The organism is Paraburkholderia sp. CNPSo 3274, assembly GCF_024206475.1.
In the GTDB taxonomy this organism is placed as follows: Bacteria; Pseudomonadota; Gammaproteobacteria; order Burkholderiales; family Burkholderiaceae; genus Paraburkholderia.
Genome location: NZ_JAMBPR010000035.1, coordinates 35,171 through 57,756, shown reverse-complemented (window position 1 = coordinate 57,756; position 22,586 = coordinate 35,171). Strand labels below are relative to the sequence as shown.

The 22,586-nt window shown below is 66.1% G+C and carries 16 protein-coding genes and 1 pseudogene; 9 read left to right on the top strand and 8 right to left on the bottom strand.

All coding sequences use genetic code 11. The features are described from left to right. Window positions 1-325 precede the first annotated feature (325 nt). The 5 genes and pseudogenes from M3I54_RS23555 to M3I54_RS23535 all read left to right on the top strand — a co-directional run. Window positions 326-1,888 carry a PLP-dependent aminotransferase family protein gene (locus M3I54_RS23555; RefSeq protein ID WP_254340348.1) on the top strand — a complete coding sequence of 521 codons (1,563 nt, stop codon included), beginning with the start codon at window positions 326-328 and terminating at the stop codon, window positions 1,886-1,888. Between the two features lie 151 nt (window positions 1,889-2,039). Beyond that, window positions 2,040-2,444 carry a nuclear transport factor 2 family protein gene (locus M3I54_RS23550; RefSeq protein ID WP_254340346.1) on the top strand — a complete coding sequence of 135 codons (405 nt, stop codon included), beginning with the start codon at window positions 2,040-2,042 and terminating at the stop codon, window positions 2,442-2,444. Between the two features lie 181 nt (window positions 2,445-2,625). Beyond that, window positions 2,626-4,437 (top strand): sulfoacetaldehyde acetyltransferase, encoded by a 1,812-nt coding sequence (gene xsc, locus M3I54_RS23545; RefSeq protein WP_254340344.1) that lies wholly within the window; start codon window positions 2,626-2,628, stop codon window positions 4,435-4,437. Window positions 4,438-4,601: 164 nt separating this feature from the next. Further along, complete coding sequence (pta, locus tag M3I54_RS23540; RefSeq protein ID WP_254340343.1) at window positions 4,602-5,642, top strand: phosphate acetyltransferase; 1,041 nt, start codon at window positions 4,602-4,604, stop codon at window positions 5,640-5,642. Continuing rightward, window positions 5,639-6,031: pseudogene (locus M3I54_RS23535) on the top strand (TSUP family transporter); the annotation flags it as partial. The gene pta and the pseudogene M3I54_RS23535, both read left to right, overlap by 4 nt. A gap of 155 nt (window positions 6,032-6,186) precedes the next feature. On the opposite strand, the gene M3I54_RS23530 reads toward M3I54_RS23535, so the two are convergent. The 4 genes from M3I54_RS23530 to M3I54_RS23515 form a co-directional block, all read right to left on the bottom strand. After that, complete coding sequence (locus tag M3I54_RS23530; RefSeq protein ID WP_254340340.1) at window positions 6,187-7,914, bottom strand: cobalt chelatase; 1,728 nt, start codon at window positions 7,912-7,914, stop codon at window positions 6,187-6,189. After that, complete coding sequence (locus tag M3I54_RS23525) at window positions 7,911-8,918, bottom strand: AAA family ATPase (protein WP_375542197.1); 1,008 nt, start codon at window positions 8,916-8,918, stop codon at window positions 7,911-7,913. Before M3I54_RS23525 ends, M3I54_RS23530 begins: the two co-directional genes overlap by 4 nt. A gap of 44 nt (window positions 8,919-8,962) precedes the next feature. Beyond that, a complete protein-coding gene (locus tag M3I54_RS23520) occupies window positions 8,963-10,432 on the bottom strand; it encodes an amino acid permease (protein WP_254340338.1) in 1,470 nt (489 codons plus the stop codon). A 604-nt stretch (window positions 10,433-11,036) separates the two neighbouring features. Further along, on the bottom strand, window positions 11,037-12,452 hold the full coding sequence (locus M3I54_RS23515; RefSeq protein ID WP_254340337.1) for an FAD-binding oxidoreductase: 1,416 nt from the start codon (window positions 12,450-12,452) through the stop codon (window positions 11,037-11,039). A gap of 377 nt (window positions 12,453-12,829) precedes the next feature. Here M3I54_RS23515 and M3I54_RS23510 point away from each other — a divergent pair, with 377 nt between their 5' ends. From M3I54_RS23510 to M3I54_RS23500, 3 genes are all read left to right on the top strand, one after another. Next, a complete protein-coding gene (locus M3I54_RS23510) occupies window positions 12,830-13,684 on the top strand; it encodes an IclR family transcriptional regulator (protein ID WP_254340406.1) in 855 nt (284 codons plus the stop codon). A gap of 197 nt (window positions 13,685-13,881) precedes the next feature. After that, the gene (locus tag M3I54_RS23505; RefSeq protein WP_254340336.1) at window positions 13,882-15,519 is read left to right on the top strand and encodes a GMC family oxidoreductase; all 1,638 of its coding nucleotides are present in this window, start codon (window positions 13,882-13,884) and stop codon (window positions 15,517-15,519) included. Between the two features lie 134 nt (window positions 15,520-15,653). After that, window positions 15,654-16,973, top strand: a complete 1,320-nt coding sequence (locus tag M3I54_RS23500) for an MFS transporter (RefSeq protein WP_254340335.1) — start codon at window positions 15,654-15,656, stop codon at window positions 16,971-16,973. A gap of 52 nt (window positions 16,974-17,025) precedes the next feature. Here M3I54_RS23500 and M3I54_RS23495 read toward each other — a convergent pair whose 3' ends face one another. From M3I54_RS23495 to M3I54_RS23480, 4 genes are all read right to left on the bottom strand, one after another. Then, window positions 17,026-18,033 carry a GTP-binding protein gene (locus M3I54_RS23495; protein WP_254340333.1) on the bottom strand — a complete coding sequence of 336 codons (1,008 nt, stop codon included), beginning with the start codon at window positions 18,031-18,033 and terminating at the stop codon, window positions 17,026-17,028. Beyond that, entirely contained in the window at window positions 18,030-19,706 is a 1,677-nt protein-coding gene (locus M3I54_RS23490; protein ID WP_254340331.1) for an amidohydrolase, read from the bottom strand. The genes M3I54_RS23495 and M3I54_RS23490 overlap by 4 nt, the downstream gene beginning before the upstream one ends. A 15-nt stretch (window positions 19,707-19,721) precedes the next feature. Then, window positions 19,722-21,134 (bottom strand): sodium:solute symporter, encoded by a 1,413-nt coding sequence (locus tag M3I54_RS23485; protein WP_254340329.1) that lies wholly within the window; start codon window positions 21,132-21,134, stop codon window positions 19,722-19,724. A 75-nt stretch (window positions 21,135-21,209) separates the two neighbouring features. Beyond that, window positions 21,210-21,413 (bottom strand): DUF3311 domain-containing protein, encoded by a 204-nt coding sequence (locus tag M3I54_RS23480; RefSeq protein ID WP_254340327.1) that lies wholly within the window; start codon window positions 21,411-21,413, stop codon window positions 21,210-21,212. A gap of 253 nt (window positions 21,414-21,666) precedes the next feature. On the opposite strand from M3I54_RS23480, the gene M3I54_RS23475 reads away from it, so the two are divergent. Then, complete coding sequence (locus M3I54_RS23475) at window positions 21,667-22,584, top strand: NAD(P)-dependent oxidoreductase (RefSeq protein ID WP_254340325.1); 918 nt, start codon at window positions 21,667-21,669, stop codon at window positions 22,582-22,584. Window positions 22,585-22,586 lie beyond the last annotated feature (2 nt).

The following is a 22,586-nucleotide window of genomic DNA, read 5'->3' as shown; positions in this document are numbered from 1 at the left end:
CCCGCGTTGTTTCCCGGTTTCCCGGAACGCCGCAGGCACCCTCCATCCGATTTCCTCCGATTATTTGAACGACGCATGCCCGGAGCCCGAAAGCCCGCCCAGCGGGCGCGCTGCGCCGCAGCAAGGGCCTGGCAAGCGCGAGCATGTCGAGCTTCCACCCTAAAGCGCAGGGCTGACCGTCTTATCGCGAACAGTCGCTCCGAAATTTACCTAATCGACTTGGACGGCCAGTGTTGAATATCGTGCGTCGATTGACTGGCCGATTTTGCTGCAATACGGTTGCTCAAACGTCCTCTCGCCGCTGTCATCAATTACAGGAGCAAGCATGCCGACCCGTACCCCGTCCGCCCTTTGGGCACAGCAATTCCGACGGTCACCGGAGTCGAAGACAAGTCTGCAGCACCAGATCCGCGAGATGCTGGTGGCCTCGATCCTCGACGGGCAGTTGCCCGCGGACGCCGCTTTGCCTTCGAGCCGCGAGCTGGCCGAGCAGCTCGGCGTGGCGCGCAATACCGTGGTGCTCGCCTACCAGATGCTCGTGGAAGAAGGCTATCTGGTCTCGCGCGAACGCAGCGGCCACTTCGTCAACCCCGACATGCTGGAGGGCCTGCACGGCGTAACGGTGCAAAAGCGCGTGCAACAACGGGTACAGCAGCGGGTGCAGCAGCCCGACGTCGTCGAGCCCCATGGCGCGCAGTTGGCCGCCCCGCCCGCGTGGAAATCGCGCATCGTGCGCCCGCCCTCTGCCCAGCGCAACATCGTCAAGCCAGCCAATTGGCAGAACTACGCATATCCCTTCATCTACGGGCAGTTCGACCAATCGCTCTTTCCGACCAACGACTGGCGGGAGTGCTGCCTGAAGGCGCTCTCGATCATGGAGATCCGCAACTGGGCGCCCGACCTGATCGAACGCGACGACGAATCGCTGATCCAGCAGATCCGCACGCGTGTGCTGCCGCGGCGCGGCGTGTTCGCCATGCCCGAGGAGATCATCATCACGAACGGCTGCCAGCAGGCGCTCTATCTCGTCGCCGACCTGCTCTGCGGCAAGAACACAACGGTCGGCTTCGAGAATCCGGGATATCCCGATGCACGCAACATCTTCGTGAATCGTAACGCGCAGTTGCTCGAACTGCCGATCGACGGCGAAGGGGTCGATCCGGTACGCCTTCGCGACTCGCTCGCCCGCTGCGATTACGTGTTCGTCACGCCTAGCCACCAGTGCCCGACCACGGCCACCATGCCCATCGCGCGCCGCCAGGCGCTGCTCGAACTCGCCCAGCAGCACGACTTCGTCATCATCGAAGACGACTACGAGAGCGAAAACACCTTCTCCGGCACGCCGCATCCCGCCTTGAAGAGCCTCGACACGGCCGATCGCGTGATCTACGTCGGCAGCCTTTCGAAGACGTTCGCCCCCGGCCTGCGTCTCGGTTACGTGGTCGGCCCGCAAGAGCTCGTGCGCGAGTTGCGTTCGCTGCGCCGCCTGATGGTCCGGCACCCTGTGGCCTATATCCAGCGCGCGTTCGCGACGTTCCTCGCGCTCGGACACCACGACGCGCTCCTGCGCCGGCTCGCGCATGCTTACAAGGAGCGCGCCCGCGCGTTGATGGCGGCGCTCGACACCCATCTGCCCGAGGTGCAGTACGTACCGATCGGCGGTGGTGCGTCGTGCTGGGTCCAGGGGCCAGCGTGGCTGGACTCCGCGCGCCTGGCAGACGATGCGCGCGAAGCCGGCATTCTGATCGAGCCCGGCGGCGTCTTCTTTGCCGACGATGCCGAACACAGCCCGTGGTTCCGCATGGGATTCTCCGCCATCAAGCTCGAGAAAATCGAACCCGGCGTGCGCGCGCTCGCCCAGGTCGTGCGCAAGCAGCGGCCCGCCTGAGTCGCTCAGGAAGTCTCCGGGCGCTGGCCCAGGCGAAAGCCCCGCACTGGTGCTACCGCCCTCGACAGGCAAACCCTAACGTGTCGATATACCGTGCCGCGCGCGAGTCCTCGCGCACCGGACGGCACCGGCTTTTCCACTGGAGACACGTATGGCAGACACGCTCAGCGCCCAACCCGCCGTCACGGCCGACACGCTCGCCGCCTTTTCCGAAGCCTTCAACCGCCATGACGCCGGCGCGCTGATGGGGTTCATGACCGAAGACTGCGTGTTCGACGCGGCCGGCGGCCCGGAGGTGTATGGCACCCGCTTCGTCGGGCGTGAGGCAGTGCGCGCCGCATTCGAAGCGGTCTTTCGCACGTTCCCCGACGCCCATTGGGGCGACGGCCGCCACTACGTCGCGGGCGATCGCGGCGTATCCGAATGGGTGTTCAGCGGCACGCATGCCGAAGGCTGGCGGATCGAAGCCGAAGGCTGCGATCTCTTCGAATTCCGCGACGGCCTGATCGCCGTGAAGCGCGCGTTCCGCAAGGAGCGCCCGAAGCAGGCCGCCTGACTCGAGTGCATCGGCGCAGCGGCGCACCGGCGCATCGGCGCATCGGTCGCCAGTGTTTTGAAACGAAACGTTCCATTCCATTTCAGATTCACCCATCAAGGACGGAATCCCTTGACCCTCATTGGGCGCCGAATAGCATTCGAAACACGGCATTCCGTCAAACGATAACTGGAGACAGTTGATGAGCGAAAAGACCCCAACCCAGACCGCCAGCGGCCCGCAGGACATGACCCCGTCCGAGGCCTTTGTCGAAACCCTCGCGGCCAACGGCGTAACCGACATGTTCGGCATCATGGGCTCCGCGTTCATGGACGCGATGGACATCTTCGCGCCCGCCGGCATTCGCCTCATTCCCGTCGTTCACGAGCAGGGCGCAGCGCACATGGCCGACGGCTACTCGCGCGTCTCGGGCCGCCACGGCGTCGTGATCGGTCAGAACGGTCCCGGCATCAGCAACTGCGTGACGGCCATCGCGGCGGCTTACTGGGCCCATAGCCCGGTCGTGATCGTCACGCCCGAGGCAGGCACGATGGGCATCGGCCTCGGCGGCTTCCAGGAAGCGAATCAGTTGCCGATGTTCCAGGAGTTCACGAAGTACCAGGGCCACGTGACGAACCCCGCGCGCATGGCCGAGTACACCGCGCGCTGCTTCGACCGCGCCATGTCCGAAATGGGCCCGACCCAGCTCAACATTCCGCGCGATTACTTCTACGGCAAGATCAAGGCCGAGATTCCGCAGCCGCGCCGGCTCGACCGCGGCCCCGGCGGCGCCGAAAGCCTGAACGAAGCGGCGGATCTGATCGCCGCCGCGAAGTTCCCTGTCATCATCTCCGGCGGCGGCGTCGTGATGGGCGATGCGATCGAGGAGTGCAAGGCGCTCGCCGAACGCCTCGGCGCGCCTGTCGTGAACAGCTACCTGCACAACGATTCGTTCCCGGCGAATCATCCGCTCTGGTGTGGCCCGCTTGGCTACCAGGGATCGAAGGCCGCGATGAAGCTGATCTCGCGCGCGGACGTCGTGATTGCGCTGGGCTCGCGCCTCGGACCGTTCGGCACGCTGCCGCAGCATGGTATGGACTACTGGCCAAAAGACGCGAAGATCATCCAGATCGACGCCGATCACAAGATGCTCGGGCTCGTGAAGAAGATCTCAGTAGGCATTTGCGGCGACGCGAAGGCTTCGGCGCAGGCGCTGACCGAGCGCCTCGCGAACCGCACCCTCGCGAGCGACGCCTCGCGCGGCGAGCGCGCCGACCAGATCGCCACCGAAAAGGCCGCGTGGGAAAAAGAACTCGACTCGTGGACGCACGAGCGCGACGCCTACAGCCTCGACATGATCGAAGAGCAGAAGCACGAGCGCACGCCCACCGGCGGCGAGTATCTGCATCCGCGCCAGGTGCTGCGCGAACTCGAGAAGGCGATGCCCGAGGACGTCATGGTGTCGACCGACATCGGCAACATCAACTCCGTCGCGAACAGCTATCTGCGCTTTAACAAGCCGCGCAGCTTCTTCGCCGCGATGAGCTGGGGAAACTGCGGCTATGCGTTCCCGACCATCATGGGCGCGAAGGTGGCCGCGCCCCACCGCCCCGCGATCTCTTATGCGGGCGACGGCGCCTGGGGCATGAGCCTCATGGAAACGCTCACCTGCGTGCGCCACAACATTCCGGTGACGGCCGTCGTGTTCCACAACCGTCAGTGGGGCGCCGAGAAGAAGAACCAGGTGGACTTCTATGATCGCCGCTTCGTGGCGGGCGAGCTGGAAAGCCCGAGTTTCGCCGGGATCGCGAAGGCGATGGGCGCGGAAGGCATCGTGGTGGACAAGCTGGAGGATGTGGGTCCGGCGCTCAAGCGCGCGATCGATCTGCAGATGAACCAGGGCAAGACGACCATCGTCGAGATCATGTGCACGCGCGAGCTTGGCGATCCGTTCCGCCGCGACGCGCTCTCGAAGCCCGTGCGCCTGCTCGACAAGTACAAGGACTTCGTCTGAAGGGCCAGCAGCAGCCCGCGCGCGCCGTATGTTGCAAGCAGGTGCGCGGGCTGCGTCCGGTCGCCGGCCGCAGGCGGTGCACCCGCTTGTGGCCGGTTTTCGTCTGGACACGCCAGTCGCTGGTGTAAGTCCATCCGTTTGTGAGCCCATGAGCCCATGACACCATGAAAGCCCTGAACCGTATCGTCGAAAGCGCCCGCCTTGCGCCCATGCGCATCGTGCTGTGCGAAGCCGATGACCCACGCGTGCTCGGCGCCGCGGCGCGAGCGAACCAGGAGGGCATCGCGCGCATCATGCTCCTGGGCGACCCGGGCGCGATCCGCGCGGCCGCTGCGCGCGAGTCGCTCGATCTCGGCGAGATCACGCTGATCGACCCGCAAAGCAGCGCATGGCGCGCGGCCTTCGCCGACGAACTGGTCACGCTTCGCCGCGCCAAGGGCATGACGCCCGCGCTTGCGTGGGAGGAGGCCACGAAACCGCTCGTCTTCGCCAACCTGATGGTGCGTCTCGGCCACGCGGACGGTTCGGTAGCGGGCGCCGTTCACACGAGCGCCGACGTGGTGCGCACGGCCATCCAGCTGATCGGCGTCGAGCCGTCGTTCAAGCTCGTGTCGAGCTTCTTCCTGATGATGCTGTGCGAGCCGTTTCATCGCTATAAAGGCGGCCTGATCTTCTCCGACTGCGCGCTCGTAGTGGACCCCGACGCCGCACAGCTCGCCGAGATCGCCATGGCCGCCGCCGACAGCGCGCGCAGCCTTCTGATGGAAGAGCCACGCGTCGCGATGCTGTCGTTCTCGACGAGCGGCAGCGCCCACCATGCGAGCGTGGACAAGGTGATCGAGGCGACACGGCGCGTGCACGAGCAGCGCCCCGCGCTCTGCGTGGACGGCGACGTGCAGCTCGACGCGGCGCTCGTGGCGGAGATCGCCGAGCGCAAGATCGAGCATTCGCAGTGCGGCGGCCACGCGAACGTGCTGGTGTTCCCGAATCTCGATGCAGGCAATATCGGCTACAAGCTCGCGGAGCGTCTCGGCGGCGCGAAGGCCATCGGCCCGCTGATGCAGGGTCTGAACCGGCCCGCCAACGACCTCTCGCGCGGCTGCTGCCCCGAGGATATCTATTACGTGATCGCTACGACGGCGGTCCAGGCGCAGACGGCCCGCCAGCGCGACGTCACTCATTCGAAGGAACCCCACGCAGCATGACGCATGAGAAGGTCCTGGTGCTGATCGCCGTGATCGGCTTGGCCAGCTATTTTCAGACGATCACAGGCTTCGGCCTCAGCATGATCGTCATGGGCGCCACGAGCGGATTCAGCCTCGCGCTGCCCGGCAAGCTCCACCATATTGACTGGCGGGCGGTGGGGGCCGCGACGCTAGGTGTGCTGCCTTCGGTCGTGGTGGGCGTAATGGTGCTCGACTACCTGAGCGCCTCGGCCTCCGGCATGCTGCAATTGCTGCTCGGCGCCGTCGTGCTGTACGGCGGCCTGGGCGCCGCGCTGCGGCCCGCGCCGCTCGCGCAACGCTCGGGCGACCGCAGCTTTTTCGTGAGCGGCGTGTGTGGCGGCCTCCTGAGCGGCATGTTCGGCGTGTCCTTCTTCCATCGCGATGCGCAGGCTGGCGTTCGGCGTGCTGATGATCATTGGCGCTTCGCTCGTGCTGTGTGCGGTGAAGGAGCTGGTTGGCTAAGGCGGTCTGGGGGGCGCCCGGCGCAGGAATCGATCGGTGCGCGCGGGGCGCCCCCATTGCGCTAACGCGGCGCCCCGATCCATCGCGCGAGATCGATCAGCCGCGCCATATCTAGCGCCTCACCGGAGTCGAGCGCGACGCAATGCCGGTAGTACGGACTGAGGTCCAGCCCGACACCCAGCCCAATCACATCGACATCGCGCATCGCCTCGTGCCTCGCCACCACCTCCTTCAGGTGGTTGTCGAGATAGAAGGCGTCGTTCGTCTGCGCCGTTGCCGTGTCCATCGGGCTGCCGTCCGAGATCGCAACGAGAATGCGGCGCGCCTCGGCGCGGCCCGCGAGCCGCGCGCACGCCCATTCGACGGCCTCCCCGTCCACGCCCTCGCGAAACAGGTCCGCCTTGAGAAGCGCGGCGATGGCCGGGCGAGCGCGTCGCCAGGTCTCGTCGGCGGACTTGAACACCATGTGGCAGGTCTCATTCAGGCGCCCCGGATGGGGCGGCCGTCCGCCCCCTAGCCAGTCCGCACGCGCACGGCCCCCGTTCCAGGCGAGCGTCGTGAAGCCGAGCACCTCGGTCGCGATGCCCGCCTGCTCGCACGCGCGCGCGAGCAAATCGACCATCACCGCAACGGGCTCGATATGCGCCTTCATCGAGCCCGAGCAATCGATCAGGAAGCCCACCACGCAGTCGCTGCGCGGCTCGAGTCGCTCGCGCCTGAACACGCGCCGCTCGGCGGGCGAACTGACGACCTGCGCGAGGCGTCTACCGTCGATGCGGCCGTCCTCTTCGCCAAAAAGCCAGCCATCGCGCTGCGGCACCGCAATCGCCATCTGCAGCGCGCGCGCGAGCCGCGCGACGTTGATGCCGCACGCGGCGATGCGCTCGTCGAGCCGCTCGCGATACTCGCGCAGCAGCGGTCCGCGCACGCGTACGGCGGGCCGGATCTCGCGGTCGTACAGCGTCGTGTATGCGCGATAGCCATCCGCCGCCTCGGCCAGCACGCGGCTCACGCCGGTCGGCGCGAGTGCGGGCAGTTCGACACTTGTTTCGTCGAAGTCGACCCACAGCGAGAACGACGTCAATGCGTCGTCGGGTGCGCGCGCTTGCTCGGCGTCGTCCCCTGCACGCGCCGCGCGCGCGTCGTCGAGCATCGTCGCGACGCGGCGCGCCAGTTCGCGGGCATGCGCCGCATAGGCGCGCTGATTCGCGCGACTCGCGCGCAGCCCCGCGAGTTGCACGCCGATCTCCGGCACGATGCCGGCGCGTGTCGCTTCGATCAGATCCTCGGTCTCGTCGAGCACGGGCCAGCCGCTCACGCGCGACCAGACGATCTGCGCCACCGTATAGAGCAGGATGCCGAGATGGCCTTCGCTCAAGCCCGCCCGGCACCAGGCGCGCGACCACGTTTCGAACCGGTGCCGCAGGTTGTGCGCGAGGCCCGGCATGCCGGGCGGCAATTGCGCCTCGCAGCGCACCTGCTCGAACAGCTCGAACAGCAGGCGCTCGATCGGGGCTTCGGGAGACAGCAGCCGGTGCAACGCTGCATCGGAATGGAGAAGCCGCTGCGCGGCGGCGTCGGCGGCGCCACGCAGCGAGGCGAACGCGTCCTCGTAGACGTTGCTGCGCAGGTGCGGCGCATGAAGCGGCAAGGGCCTCGACTCGCGGCAAAGCCGGCCGCCGCGATAATGCAGCGCGGCGTCGCCGGTGAGCGCGCGCACGGCGGCCGCGCATAGCGCCTCGCGCCGCAGCGCGGCGCGCACGGCCTCGGGCGTGGGCACGGACGTCACGCGCGCGGCTCCCGCAGTTCGCCGCCCTCGCCGCCCCTCGCGGTAGACGCCGCGTCCAGCTCGACGCCAAAGCAGCGCTGGTAATACTCGGCGACGATCGGCCGCTCCGCCTCGTCGCATTTATTGAGGAACGTGAGCCGGAACGCCAGCGCGGGATCGCGGAAAATCTGGCAGTTCTCGGCCCAGTCGATGACGGTGCGCGGCGACATCAGCGTGGAAAGATCGCCGGTCGCGAACCCTTTGCGCGTCAGCGCCGCCATGCTGATCATCGAATCGATGAGCTGCCGGCCCACGTCGTCGGTCATCTCCGGGACGCGGGCGAGCACGATGCCGGCCTCCTCCTCGCGCGGCAGATAGTTGAGCGTGGCGACCACGTTCCAGCGGTCCATTTGCGCGTGATTCAGCATTTGCGTGCCGTGATACAGGCCGTTGAGATTGCCGAGGCCGATCGTATTGGTGGTCGCGAAGAGGCGGAAGTGCGCGTGCGGGCGGATCACGCGATTCTGGTCGAGCAGCGTGAAGCTGCCGTCGCGCTCGAGAATACGCTGGATCACGAACATCACGTCGGGGCGGCCCGCATCGTATTCGTCGAAGATCAGCGCGACCGGGCGCTGCAGCGCCCACGGTACGATACCCTCCTGGAACTCCGTGACCTGGCGGCCGTCGCGTACCACGATGGCGTCCTTGCCAACGAGATCGAGCCGGCTGATATGGCCGTCGAGATTCACGCGTACGCAGGGCCAGTTCAGGCGCGCGGCGACCTGTTCGATATGCGTGGACTTGCCGGTGCCGTGCAGCCCCTGCACCATCACGCGCCGGTTGCGCGTAAAGCCGGCGAGTATCGCGAGCGTGACTTCGGGGTTGAAGCGATAAGCCTCGTCCACGTCCGGCACGTGGGCGTCGCGCTCGCTGAAGGCCGGCACCATCAAGTTCGAATCGAAGCCGAAGCGCTCGTGCACCGACACCATGCGGTCCGGCCCCTCCATCGCGCGTTCTGTGGTCATCGCGTCCTCCTTATCGCTTTCATGACTGCATGCAGGCGGCGGCTTCATTTGCCGAAGCGGCCCGCACCTGTCTCTGTAGCGGCGGGCGGCCACGCCGCGAAGGACGGCGCGTAGTCGCGGGCGCGCTCACGGATGCGCGCGCGGCGCTGCAGCCATGCGTAGGTGACGAGCACCACGGCGAGGCTCGCCACGCCGAGCCAGAGCGGCTTGCGCTGCTCGGGGATGAACGCCATCGCCACGAGAATACCCACCATGCCCGTAATCGCAACCCATGTGAGGTAGGGGAAGCACCACATCTTCACGCGTAGCTCGCCAACGGCCACCGGATCGAGGCGTTTGCGCAGGCGCAATTGCGACAGGGCGATCAGCAGATAGACGAAGATTGCGACCGTGCCATACGAGTTGACGAGGAACGCGAACACCGTATCCGGCGACACGTACGACATCACGACCGACACATAGCCGAACACGGTGCCAAGCAGGATCGCGCGCACCGGCACGCCACGGCGGTTGACTTTCGCGAGCGCCGCTGGTGCGTCGCCGTGGCGGGTCAGCGCGAACAGCATCCGCGAGGCCGCATAAAGCCCCGAGTTGAGCGCAGAGAGCACGGCAGTCAGCACGATCGCGTTCATGATGTTCGCGGCGGCAGGCAAGCCCATCACCTGGAGCGCGCTCACATAGGGCGTCGACATGGCCGGCGAATTCCACGGCACGAGCGCGACCACGAGCAGCACGGAGCCTACGTAGAACACGAGCACGCGCGTGATGACGGAGTTCGTGGCTTTCGCGACGGCCTTGGCGGGTTCGCGCGCCTCGGCGGCCGCAATCGTGACGATCTCCGCGCCGAAGTAAAAGCCCGTTGCCGCGACGGCGCCGCTCAACACCGGCCCGATGCCCTTGGGCATGAGGCCGCCATGGCTGAGCAGCGTTGGCAATACGGCGCTCGTGTGCAGCGACGACGGCCACAATCCAAGTACATAGAGCCCGCCGAGAAAGAGGAAAACGATGATCGCCGCCACTTTGATCGAAGAGAACCAGAACTCGAATTCGCCGTAGCTGCCCACCGAGATCAGGTTCGTTGCGCTCAGGAGCACGAGCAACACGAGGCTGATGATCCACGCGGGCGCGTCGGGTAGCCAGAACTGGACGAGCTTGGCACCGGCCACCGCCTCGACGGCGACCACGATCACCCAGAAATACCAGTACATCCAGCCGGTCAGAAAGCCGGCCAGCTTGCCCGGTCCGCGCCAGGTGGCGAACGCGAGGCGTGCATATTCGTAGAACGAACCGACTGCGGGCATCCCGCACGCCATTTCGCCGAGCATGCGCATGACGAGCACGACGAGGCCGCCGGTGATGAGGAATGAGAGCACGGCGGCTGGGCCGGTCTGCTGGATCACGACGCCGCTGCCGACAAAAAGACCGGCGCCGATCACGCCGCCTAGCGCGATCATCGTCATGTGGCGCTGCTTGAGGCCGCATTTCAGTTCATGGTTGTCCATCGGGGGTTGCATGTCACCTCCACAGATTTTGGGTTCGATTCTCGAGGCGCCTTTTGGGTGGCGCTTTTTTTTGTGGTGTGTTTTGGTTTTTGTGGGTTTTCCAGTGGTCGCGTCGGTATGCCAGCGTTGCCCCTGTGCGGGGCGGCACCTACTTTCTTTGCCGCGGCAAAGAAAGTAGGCAAAGAAAGCCGCTCAAACCGCTAATGCCTGTCCCCTTGCACCACTCGCCGTCATGGGTAGTGGCTCCGGAGCGTCTGTCGCCTCGCACCTTCCAGGTTAGTGACAAGGCGCTCATTCATCCCGCTGCTCGCTTCGCGCGCTGCGGTTGGGTCTGCATGGGAAACCGAATGGTACGAATGAGCATTCGCGAGAACACATGTGCCCCACCGGTTTTTTGGTTGTGCCCTTCGGCGCGCGCAGCGCCGCCGGAGGGATGAGCGCCTTGTCACTCCGTTTGGGGGCGAGTGGTGACAGACGCTCCGGAGCCATTCACCAATAATGTCGCGAGGTGAACGGTGGCAGGCGCTGGCGGTTTGAGCGGCTTTCTTTGCGCCCCGCACAGGGGCAACGCTCGCATACCGACGCGAACACAAGGAAAGGCCAAAAAAGCGCACCATCAAGCCTTCTCATCCCGCCGGAAATACTGCAAATAAAGCAACCTCTGCCCAATCCGCCGGAAGGGTGCAAACGGATGCCCAGGCAGCGGCGACGTAAAAATCGGCAGCGTCTGCTGCCCACCCTTACCCGCGATGCGCTCGGCAAGCCGCCGCCCCGCCTGCTGCGAATAGGACACGCCATTGCCGCCATAGCCAAGCGCGTAGAACACCGATTGCCGGGGATCCGGCTGACACACACGCGGCATCATGTCGTGGCTCACATCCACCCAGCCCCACCACGAATAGTCGATCTGCACCCCGCGCAGCGCCGGAAACTTGCGCACCATGCCTTCCTTGAGCAGATCGAGGTGGCGCGGATTGGGCGCGTCCTCGCCGGTAATCGCGCTGCGGCTGCCAATCTGCAACCGGCCGTCGGGCAAGAACCGATAGTAAAAGCGCAGCGTGCGCGTGTCCGTGAGCACCTGAGTCGTGCGAAAGCCGCAGGCGGCGATCTCGGCTTCGGTGAGCGGGCGCGTGACCATCGAGTTCGAGAGGATCGGCATGACTTTGCTGCGCAGCATGGGATGCAGCGTCTGCGCCGTGTACGCGCCGGTCGCGATGCCAACCGCGCGCGCCCGCACGACGCCGCCCGGCGTGCGCAGGTGGTGCACGCCGTTAATGGTTTCCCATCCCATCACCGGGCTGCTCGTATGGACCCTTGCACCAGCGGCACGTGCGAGGCGCAGATAGCCAAACGCGAGCTTCAGCGCATGTATGCCGATCCCTTCGGGCTCGTGCAGCGCACCGGCCGCCTCGTGGTCGTCGATGAATTCGCGGCGAAACGTCTGCGCGCTCAAAAGCTCCGACGGGTAGCCGAATACGTCCTTCCAGACCTTCGCCTCGGCGGCGAGCTTTGCCATCATGCGCGGCCGGTGCGCGATCAGGAAGTGGCCACCCGGCTGCGGATCGCAATCGATTTCGGCCACGAGTTCCTTGAAATGATCAAAGCCCTGCTGAATCTCGTCGTGCATTTTCAGGGCGACATCCTTGCCCCAGCGCTCGATCCATTGCGAGCGCGAGAGGCGGCCAGAGGCGTTCTGCCCCTGTCCACCATTGCGGCTGCTGCAGCCCCAGCTCGTGCGGTTCGCCTCCAGCACCGCTGCATTGATGCCATGCTCGCGCGCGAGGCAGAGCGCCGTAGCGAGCCCCGTGTAGCCCGCACCGATGATCGCGACATCCACGTCGAGATCTTTCGTGACCGGGCCGTCGTCGGGGGGCGGGCTGCCCGCCGTCGCGACCCAGTAGGTCGGCGCGTAATCCTTGCCGACCCCAGGGCCCGGCGAGACGAGCGGATCGTACTTGGGGTCGTACTTCGTGGAGCCGGAGTCGCTTGCGGCAAAACCGGCGGCGGCGGAATCGACTGTGCTGTATCCCATGATCAATGCTCCACAGGCTTCGTGAAGACGCTTGCACGCTCCGCTGCGAGAGCGGTCCCTGTCGACTGCCTGTTCGTCATGCCTGTCTCCTGTCGAATAGAGTTGGCGCTTTGGCGCCTGACTCTGATCCCATGCAAAGCTGTCGTCGTTCTCGCTCTGTTGGGAAAAATTCTAGGCAGACCAGAATTGCGCAGGTAGAGCCAGTGGCCCGGTATCGCCTGGTACAGCGTGGGGATGATTTGCATGACGTATCGGGGTAATCCGCTACGTAACCCCGTGAACTTTGCGCTCATACTGAAATGTGCCCGGAAACTCGAACAATTCGTCTCAATTCCACGCCCTTCAGGAGGAGACCGATGCGCGACACAGCGCGAGAGATGACGCAAAACCCAGGGCAAAACCCAGCGCAAAACAGGGCGCAAGACAGCGCCCCCGCGCTGCGCGAAGAATCGTCGGCGGACGACGCTCGCGTGCTGCGCGCGCTCGTGGTGCTGGAGCAACTGGCGTCGGCGGGCCAGCCGTATACGCTTTCGCAGTTGTCGGCCCGGCTGCATATTCCCAAGGCGACGCTGCTGCGGCTCATCGATTCGCTGGAAGCGCGCGGCTACGTGATCCACATGCCCGATTCGCGTGGGCACGACCGCAGCATCGCGCTGGGCCCGCGCGCCGCGCAGCTCGCGCTCGCCACGCTGGCCAACAACACCTTCACGCGCTCGTGCCGCGTGCTGCTGCGCACACTGGTGGAATCGCTAGGCGAAACCTGCAATCTCACCGCGCTCGACGGCGACCGCGTTCTCTATATCGAGCGCGTCGAGACGACGGAGCCGTTGCGTATGGAGATGCGTCCGGGCATGCATGTTCCGCTGCACTGCACCGCGAGCGGCAAGCTCTTTCTCTCGCAGATGACCGTGCTCGAGCGCAACGCGCTGCTCGAACGCCTCGTGCTGACAAAGATGACGCACCGCACCCTGACCGCCCCCAAGGCGCTCGAGGCCGAGCTTGAACAGCTCGCGGTGCGCGGCATCGGCATCGACAACGAAGAGTTCGTGCGCGGCATGGTTGCGATTGCGGTGCCGGTGCGCGACCCCGCCAGCAAACGCGTGCTCGCGGCGCTCGCCGTGCATGCCCCGACCGCGCGCGCGACCCTCGAGGAACTGCTGGAGTCGGTGGGCCGCATGAAGCAAACGGCGAGCAGACTCGCGCCGCTGCTTCAGGGGCTCTCGCTGGCCTGAACGGGCGCCGGCTCGTCGCCGCTTCGGCGGCAAAACGTGCGCGCTTCGCCGTGGACTTCTGATTCCGTTTCGGCAGTTTCCGTTTCACTTTCGGCCTGTGCGCACGATCGCCGCTTGCGGTCGGCATCCCCTTCCCCGACATTGATCCGAAAACGCGGCATGTCACGCCGCTCCTGGATTTCGAGGAGACGGGATTCATGGACCAAGAGGTCGACTACCTGATCGTCGGCGCCGGATCGGCCGGTTGCGTGCTTGCCCACCGGCTGAGTGCCGACGCGCGCAACGCCGTGCTGCTGCTCGAAGCGGGTGGCGAGGACAACAATCCGTGGATCCACGTCCCGGTCGGCTACTTCAAGACCATGCACAACCCCGCGCTCGACTGGTGCTACCGCACCGAGCCGGACGAAGGCGTGGCCGGCCGGCAGATCGACTGGCCGCGCGGCAAGGTGCTCGGCGGATCCAGCTCGCTCAACGGTCTGCTCTACGTGCGTGGGCAGCGTGAGGACTACGATCGTTGGGCCGCGCTTGGCAATCGCGGCTGGAGTTATGCCGACGTTCTGCCGTATTTCCTGAAATCCGAAGATCAGGAGCGCGGCGCGAACGCCTGGCACGGCGTGGGCGGACCGCTGAAAGTCTCCGACCTGCGCTTGCGCCGGCCCATTGCCGATCATTTCATCGCCGCCGCACAGGAAATCGGCATCCCGCTCAATGACGACTACAACGGCGCGGTCCAGGAGGGGGTCGGCTACTTCCAGCAGACGGCCTATAACGGCTTTCGATGGAGCACCGCGAAGGGCTTTCTCAAGCCCGCGCGCAAACGCAGCAATCTGATCGTTCAAACGCGGGCGCAGGCGAGCCGGATCCTGTTTGAAGGGCGCCGCGCGGTCGGCGTGGAGTATGTGCAGGGCGGCGTGAAGAAGCGCGCACGTGCGCGCGTCGAGGTCATTCTCGCTTCCGGTGCGATCGGCTCGCCGCAAATTCTTCAGCACTCCGGAGTTGGCCCTGCGCACGTGTTGCGCAACGCCGGCGTTCCCGTGCTGCACGACTTGCCGGGCGTCGGTCAGAACCTGCAGGACCATCTTCAGGTGCGGCTCGTGTTCCGCACGCGCGAACGCACGCTCAACGACGAGGTCAACCATCCGTTGCGCAAGGCGTTGATCGGGTTGCAATACGCGCTCTGGCGCACCGGGCCGCTCACGCTGGCCGCAAGCCAGGTGGTCATCTTCACGCGCTCGAGCCCCGAACTGGAACGCCCGGACATCCAGTTTCACATGCAGCCGCTGAGTGCCGACAAGCCCGGCCAGGGCGCGCATCCCTTCTCGGCGTTCACGGCGTCCGTCTGCCAGTTGCGGCCCCATAGTCGCGGCAGCGTCGAAATCCGCTGCGCCGACCCGCTCCAGTACCCCGCCATTCGCGCCAACTATCTGTCCGATCCGCGCGACCATCCCGTCGTGATTGGCGGCATTCGCGTGGCGCGCCGCATCGCCGCAGCGCCGTCGCTTGCACCGCACATCGTGTCCGAGTTCGTGCCCGGCGAGCGGTATCAGAGCGATGCCGAGTTGCTGGATGCGGCGCGCCAGTTCAGCCAGTCCATCTATCACCCCGCGGGCACCTGCAAGATGGGCCGCGACGCGACCGCGGTCGTCGACGAACGCCTGCGCGTGCATGGCCTCGCCGCGCTGCGCGTCGTCGATGCGTCGATCATGCCCGAGCTGGTTTCCGGCAACACCAACGCTCCCGTGATCATGATCGCGGAGAAAGCCGCCGACATGATTCTCGAGGACCACACGACCCTTTCCCGGCTGCAACAGGAGCATGCCGAGACCAACCCCTGAAGTCACCCGGCGCAGGGGCTCACGTAGTACATGCAGCACCGCAACGACAGGCAGCAAACAAAGGATACCTTACGAAAATACCTGCATTTCAAGGAACCGCACCGCACCAGGTGCGCCCCAAAAAGGAGACAGCCATGAACGCATTGCCCCGCACCGACGCCCGGCAGATGAGGCGCGTGGTCGTTGCGAGCCTGATCGGCGCGACCATCGAGTGGTACGACTTCTTCCTCTACGGCGTCGTCGCCGGCATCGTATTCAGCAAGCTTTATTTCCCGAGCGGCGACCCCCTCATTTCGACGATGCTCGCCTACGGCACCTTCGCTGTGGGCTTCCTGAGCCGTCCGCTCGGCGGCATCATCTTCGGGCACTTCGGCGACCGGCTCGGCCGCAAAAGCATGCTGATCATGACACTCTCAATCATGGGCGTGGCCACCGTGTTGATCGGCATGGTGCCGACCTATGCGCAGATCGGCCTGTGGGCGCCCGCGCTGCTGCTCATCCTGCGCGTTGCGCAGGGCCTTGGCCTTGGCGGCGAATGGGGCGGAGCCGTGCTGATGTCGTTCGAATACGCGCCCGAAGGCAAGCGCGGCCTCTATGCGAGCATTCCGCAAATTGGCCTCGCGATCGGGCTCTGCCTTGCGTCGGGCGTGGTCGCCCTGCTCTCCTCCGTGCTCAGCAATGCGCAGTTTCTCGCCTGGGGCTGGCGCGTCGCGTTCTTCCTTTCCTTCGCGCTCGTGGCAATCGGCATGTATATCCGCCTGCGTGTGCTGGAAACGCCCGAGTTCGAACGCGTGAAGCAACAGGGCGCCGAGGTCCGCGTGCCGATCGCCGAGGTGCTCGGCCGCTATCCCGGCAACGTGCTTGCCGGCATGGGGGCACGCTTCATCGACGGTGTGTTCTTTAACGTCTTCGCCGTTTTCACGATCGCCTATCTCACGCAGACGCTCAAGCTCTCGCGCACCGACGCCCTGCTCGCCGTCATGGCCGCCGCTTTCACGATGATTTTCACGATTCCGTTTTTCGGCCGCCTTTCGGACCGCATCGGCAGAACGCGCATCTATTTCTGGGGCTCGCTCTTCACGGGCTTGTCGTCGTTCTTCGGCTTCTGGCTCATGAAGCACAGCGGCGGGTCGCCAGTGTTCGTATGGATCGCCGTGATCATTCCGCTAGGCGTGGTTTACGCTTCCGTCTATGGGCCCGAGGCGGCGCTCTTCGCCGAGCTGTTCGACGCCAACGTGCGCTACTCCGGCATTTCGTTCGTCTATCAGTTCTCCGGCATCTTCGCGAGCGGCATCAGCCCGATCATCGCGACCTGGCTTTTGCAGCGCAACGGCGGCGATCCGTGGCTCATCTGCCTCTATACGATGTTCGCGGGTCTCGTGAGCGCGCTCTCGGCCGCGTGGGTGGGCCGCCGGCATCACTCGCGGCATCTTGCCATGAGCGGCGCGCGATGAGTGGCTCGCCGCGCTTAGCGCACGGCATTCAATGCGGCACTACATGGCGCCACTACGCGGCGGCACGCACGCAACACGCGAGCAGTCCGTCGCGCAGCATCCCTTCGGTCTGCGTATCGATGAATCCGATGAAGACCATGACGCTCTCCGTCCCGTTCGCCGCCTGCTCGCCCTGTGTGGGCGGCGTCATGCGCAGCCGGCGGCCCGCGACCTGGCACACGCGCGTGCTGACGCGGCCCTCTGCATCCACCACGCGCACGAAGCCCTTTGCGCGCAGGATCGTGCGCGGCAGCGCCTTGAGCCACGCGCGCAGGCGCACCTTTTCCAGTACAGCGGGCGCGGCTAGCGCCAGGCTCTGAAAGGTGGGGAACACGCTGGCGTTTTGCCCGAGAGGCCGATGCTGCCAGCGGCCGGCATCGGCGAGTGCGGGTGTTTGCGGCGCGCTCGCGTCGAAGAGCAGTGCGAGCGGCACGCGGCCGTGATTCGCGGCCACGACGATATCGGTCGCCGCGAGCGCGCGCACATCCGAGACGGCGCGCTCGCGCGACTCGGGCGCGATGAGGTCGAGCTTCGTGACGATCACCGCGCTCGCGCTGTCGATCTGCTGCTGCGCCATCGCGCCGACCAGCGGATCGACAAGCGTGCGCACGAGCTCCGGCGCGTCCACCACCACGAGCACCGCCGTGAGACGAAACGCGCCGTTGAGCAAGCCCACCTGGGCAATCTTCGCCGGGTCCGATACGCCGCTCGCTTCGATGAGCAGGAGGTCCGGCCGCTCTTCGCGCGCGGCGAGGCGCGCGAGTGCATCGACGAGTGCGCCGCCGATCGTGCAGCAGATACAGCCGTTGTCGAGCTCGATCACGTCGTCGCTGCGCGCGCGCACGAGCCGCGCGTCGATATTCACGGCGCCGAAGTCGTTGACGAGCACCGCAATGCGCTTGCCGTGCGGCGCCTCCAGCAGATGGTTGACCACCGTGGTCTTGCCCGCGCCGAGGTAGCCGCCGATCACCGCGAGGTCGATCGGCTCACGCACGGTCGGCGGCGTGGCGGCGGGATTCATCGCGGGGCGCGCATGACGCGTCCGCCGAGCACCGTGCCCCACACCGGCACGTCCTTCAGGCGCTCCGGCGCACAGGTGCTCGGGTCTTCGTCGAGCACCGCGAAATCGGCGAACTTGCCCACCTCGACGCTGCCGATCAGGTGATCGAGGCGCAGCGTGTACGCGGCGCCGAGCGTGATCGCATGCAGCGCCTCATCGACCGTGAGCCGCTCCGCCTCGCCCAGCACGCGCCCGGTGGCCGTTTCGCGCCGCACCGCGCACCAAGCGGTAAAAAGCGGGCTCAGCGCCGTGATGGGCGCGTCCGAATGCAACGCGTAGGGAATGCCCATGCGCTGCGCCGAACCGGCCGGGTCCATGCGGTTCGCGCGGTCCGGGCCCATGGTCTGGCTGTAGTGCGCATCGCCCCAATAGTAAATGTGGTTCGCGAAGAAGTTCACGCACAGGCCCAGCGCGCGGATACGCCTCAATTGCGCCGCGTCCGCCATCTGGCAGTGCTGCAGCGTGTGCCGGTGGTCGGGCCGCGGATGGCGCGCGAGCAGCGTCGCAAGCGCGTCGAGCACCACTTCGGTCGCTTCGTCGCCGTTCGTGTGGATATGCAGTTGCAGGCCTGCGCAGTGGTACGGCTCGAACACCTCGACCAGCTGCTCGGGCGGAATCAGCCACAGGCCGTTGGGCTGCCCGCCCGCGTAGCCGGGCCAGCGCACGCGCGCGGTGAAGCCCTGGATCGAGCCATCGACGATGAACTTGACGGGCCCGAAGCGCAGCTTGTCGGTATTGCCCGCCATCGCCTCCAGCACGCCGGCCGCGCGTTGCGCGGGATTACGCTGCGGAGCGAACGCGGGCACGATGCGCACCGGGTAGTCGGGGTCGGCAGTGACGCTGTGCAAGGTCCGGTTGCCCTCGGGCGAAAGGTCGTTCACGAGATCGGTCGCGGTCGTCACGCCCGCGAGCTGCGCGACGCGGCCGAAATTCCAGACCGCGTGCGGCTTCTCGCTGGCCGCGATCGCGAGCTTGCCGCCAATCACCTGGTAGATCGGGAACATCGCCGCGAATTCCTGCAGCTCGCCCGTGGGCTGGCCCTGCGCGTCGCGCGCGATGCCGTCCACGTCCGTGTCCTCATCGATGCCGGCGAGCGCGAGCATCGCGCTGTTTACGTTCATCAAATGCACGCTCGCATGGAGAATGGCGATCGGGCGGCTCGCCGAGACCGTGTCCATCTCGCGTGTCTTAAGACGGGCCGCGCCGAAGTAGATCGGATCGAAGCCCCACGCGAGCAACGGGCCGTCGTCGGTCATGGCGCGTTCGGCTTCCGAGAGGCGTTCGAGCACCGCGTCGAGCGTGCGCAGCCCGTGCCACAGCGTGCCGTCCGGCCCACGACGGTCGTAGTAGCCCACGTAGACTGCATCCCATACCGCGCCCTCCATCAGGTGGCAATGGCCTTCGACGAGTCCGGGCATCAGCACCTTGTCGCGCAGCGTGTCGTCCCGCGCGCAGGCGCCGAATTGCGTCTCCCACCGCGCGGCGTCCTCGCTCGTGCCGACCGCCAGAATGCGCCCCTCGCGCACGGCCACATGCGTCGCATGCGGCTGGCCGGGGTTGAGCGTGAGGATGCGGCGCGCCGCGAAAACCGTGACCGGCTGACCGGCAGAAGAGGACGAGGCTTGCGGATTCATTGACAGGCTCAACTCCTATGAATGACGGTGAAGCGGATCGGGCATGGCATAGCGCCGCCCGGACGGCCGCAACAGGATATGTCCCACGAAGACGACGAGTACGTTCACGCCGAGGCATACGAGCCCGAGATTGATGCCGCCGAAGCCGATATGCAGCGCGTAGCACACGATCGCGAGGCCCTGGCCGCAGACGATGCCGGCCGCCACCGCACCCGGCCGCACCTGGCGCCCGGCGAGCAGGATCAGCATGCCGGGCAGGAACTGCGTGATGCCATAGTAGGTCGTGTTGATGAGCGAGAGCATGAGGTTCGGCGTGAGCAGCGTGGTGGTGATCGACACCACCAGATAGGCCACGATCACGAATTTCGCGGTGCGCTTCTGGCGCGCCTCGGGCAGGTTCGGAATGAGGTTGCGCGTGACGATCGGCCCGATCGCGAGACAGATGCCCGCCAGCACGAGCAGCCCCGAGAGCGCGGCGCCCGCCGCGACGAGGCCGAGCAGCCAGTCCGGGAGCAGGTGGACGGCGGCGGCGAAGAACGCGTCGTTGGGCGAGGCGAGCTTGAGGTTCGCGCTGATCGCGTAGTACGAGGCCACCACGAGGAACGGGTACATCATCATGTAGAGCGGCATCGCGATCTGGGTACGGCGGATCGTGTTGGGCCCGCGCGCCGTGAAGAAGCCCTGCGCCGCGAACGGCATCATGTAGAAGCCGAGCGACTGGAACAGCATCGTGCTCATGGAGAAGCGCAGTTGCGGCGTCGTCATGGCGTTGCTCACCTGGTGGCTCGCGGCCTGGAAGACCTCGTGCGTGCCGCCCGCCATCCACGCGGCGGCCACGCCCGTCACGACGATCGCGAGCAGCATCAGGATGTCCTTGAGCACGGCGATCCAGGCGGAGGCGCGCACGCCGGAAATGGCGATATAGGTGAACGCAAGCGCGGCGCAAACGATGATCAGCCAAACCGGCTGAACGTGCCAGCCGAGTCCCTTGAGCGCAGCGACGAGGCCCGTGAACTGCAGTTCGCCCCAGGGTATCAGGAACAGGATAGACGAGCCCGCCACGATCAGCTCGAGCGCGCGGCTGCGATAGTGGCCCTTGAAGAGGTCCGCCTGCGTAATGGCGTTGTGCTGCTTGCCGACCTCCCAGATGCGCGGCCCGATGAAATAGCCGATGGGGTAAGCCAGCAGGATGTAGCCGAGAAACCAGATGCCGTAGGTCGGCCCTTTCGCATAGATGCCGCCCGGAAAGCCGACCATCGTGCCGATACTGTAGATCTCGCCTGCCGTGAGAAAGAACACGAGCGCGACGCCGAACTGGCGCGACGCGACGAAGAAGTCGTGCACACTCTGCTTGCCGTGGCCGCGCCGGGAGCGGATGGCGAGATACAGCGAAAAGGCGATCAGGAGCGAGAAAACGAATGTGGACATGCGCGGCTCTCCAGGGTGGAGACGGTGGGAGGGGCGGCGGTGGCGCCCGGATGCTGTCTGCGCAGCTGGCGCTCGCTAGTTCTCGTTCGCGTAGCGGTGCCGGTCGAAGAAATGCCAGCAGACAAAAAGGCACGCGGAGGTCACGAGGAACCACGCGAAGATCCACGCGTAGATGAAGGGCACGCCAAAGACGTAGCGGTCCTGCTGCGCGGCCACCCAGGGCAGCGCGCCGATGACGCCCAGAAAAGGCAGGCCGATTCCGATCAGATACCTGAGCATCCTTGTCTCCTTTTGCGGGCCTGGACGCCCTGCTCCGATCGCGAGCAAGGCCAGCCAGGCCGTCTTGTTGTACCGAGTATCGGCTGACAAAAACGCGCGAGGCTAGTGCCAGTTGCGCCCTATCGTTGAGTCCAGGCTGAGTGCAGGTCGCGTCCCGGACGGCGCAGCCTTGTGCGGACGCCGCTCAAGCGCCGCGCCGATAGCTGAGATAATGAAGCCGCCCCAGCCTCAAACCCCACCCCAAGGAGCCACTGTGAGCCAATCCGCATCCTCGTCCGCCCCTAATCAGGTACGCCGTGTCGCGTTCCTGGGCCTCGGCGTGATGGGCCATCCCATGGCCGGTCATCTCGCCAAAGCCGGGCTCGACGTCACGGTCTACAACCGCACCGCCGAAAAGGCCGCGCAATGGGTCGCCGAATACGGCGGCCGCGCGGCCGCCACGCCGCGCGAAGCGGCTCAGGGCGCCGATCTGGTGCTTGCCTGCGTCGGCAACGACGACGACCTGCGCAGCATCACGCTCGGCGCGGATGGCGCATTCGCCGGCATGGCGCGCGACGCCGTGTTCGCCGACCACACGACCGCCTCCGCCAACGTGGCGCGCGAGCTGTCGGCGAGCGCCGCCGAACATGGCCTGCATTTCATCGACGCGCCCGTCTCGGGCGGCCAGGCGGGCGCCCAGAACGGCAAGCTCACGATCATGTGCGGCGGCGAAGCCACGGCCTTCGAGCGCGCGAAGCCCACGCTCGCCCACTATGGGGCGGCCGTGACGCTGGTGGGCGCGGCGGGCGCCGGCCAGCTCGCCAAAATGGTCAATCAGATCTGCATTGCCGGCCTCGTGCAGGGGCTTTCCGAGGCAATCAACTTCGGCGAGCGCTCGGGGCTCGACATGGCACTCGTGCTCGACGTGATCGGCAAGGGCGCCGCCGCGAGCTGGCAGATGGACAACCGCGGCCAGACCATGATGGCCAACAAATTCGACTTCGGTTTCGCCGTGGACTGGATGCGCAAGGACCTCGGCTTCTGTCTCGACGAAGCGAAGCGCAACGGCGCGGCGCTGCCGGTTACCGCGCTCGTCGATCAGTTCTATGGCGACGTGCAGCGCCTGGGCGGCAGCCGCTTCGACACGTCGAGCCTCATCTGGCGCCTGCGCAAGCTCGACGGCGGCGCGTAACG

Coding starts and splice junctions, on each gene's coding strand:
- M3I54_RS23555 (WP_254340348.1), top strand. CDS start 326: ATGCCGACCCGTACCCCGTCCGCCCTTTGGGCACAGCAATTCCGACGG.
- M3I54_RS23550 (WP_254340346.1), top strand. CDS start 2,040: ATGGCAGACACGCTCAGCGCCCAACCCGCCGTCACGGCCGACACGCTC.
- xsc (WP_254340344.1), top strand. CDS start 2,626: ATGAGCGAAAAGACCCCAACCCAGACCGCCAGCGGCCCGCAGGACATG.
- pta (WP_254340343.1), top strand. CDS start 4,602: ATGAAAGCCCTGAACCGTATCGTCGAAAGCGCCCGCCTTGCGCCCATG.
- M3I54_RS23525 (WP_375542197.1), bottom strand. CDS start 8,918: ATGACCACAGAACGCGCGATGGAGGGGCCGGACCGCATGGTGTCGGTG.
- M3I54_RS23520 (WP_254340338.1), bottom strand. CDS start 10,432: ATGCAACCCCCGATGGACAACCATGAACTGAAATGCGGCCTCAAGCAG.
- M3I54_RS23515 (WP_254340337.1), bottom strand. CDS start 12,452: ATGGGATACAGCACAGTCGATTCCGCCGCCGCCGGTTTTGCCGCAAGC.
- M3I54_RS23510 (WP_254340406.1), top strand. CDS start 12,830: ATGACGCAAAACCCAGGGCAAAACCCAGCGCAAAACAGGGCGCAAGAC.
- M3I54_RS23505 (WP_254340336.1), top strand. CDS start 13,882: ATGGACCAAGAGGTCGACTACCTGATCGTCGGCGCCGGATCGGCCGGT.
- M3I54_RS23500 (WP_254340335.1), top strand. CDS start 15,654: ATGAACGCATTGCCCCGCACCGACGCCCGGCAGATGAGGCGCGTGGTC.
- M3I54_RS23495 (WP_254340333.1), bottom strand. CDS start 18,033: ATGAATCCCGCCGCCACGCCGCCGACCGTGCGTGAGCCGATCGACCTC.
- M3I54_RS23490 (WP_254340331.1), bottom strand. CDS start 19,706: ATGAATCCGCAAGCCTCGTCCTCTTCTGCCGGTCAGCCGGTCACGGTT.
- M3I54_RS23485 (WP_254340329.1), bottom strand. CDS start 21,134: ATGTCCACATTCGTTTTCTCGCTCCTGATCGCCTTTTCGCTGTATCTC.
- M3I54_RS23480 (WP_254340327.1), bottom strand. CDS start 21,413: ATGCTCAGGTATCTGATCGGAATCGGCCTGCCTTTTCTGGGCGTCATC.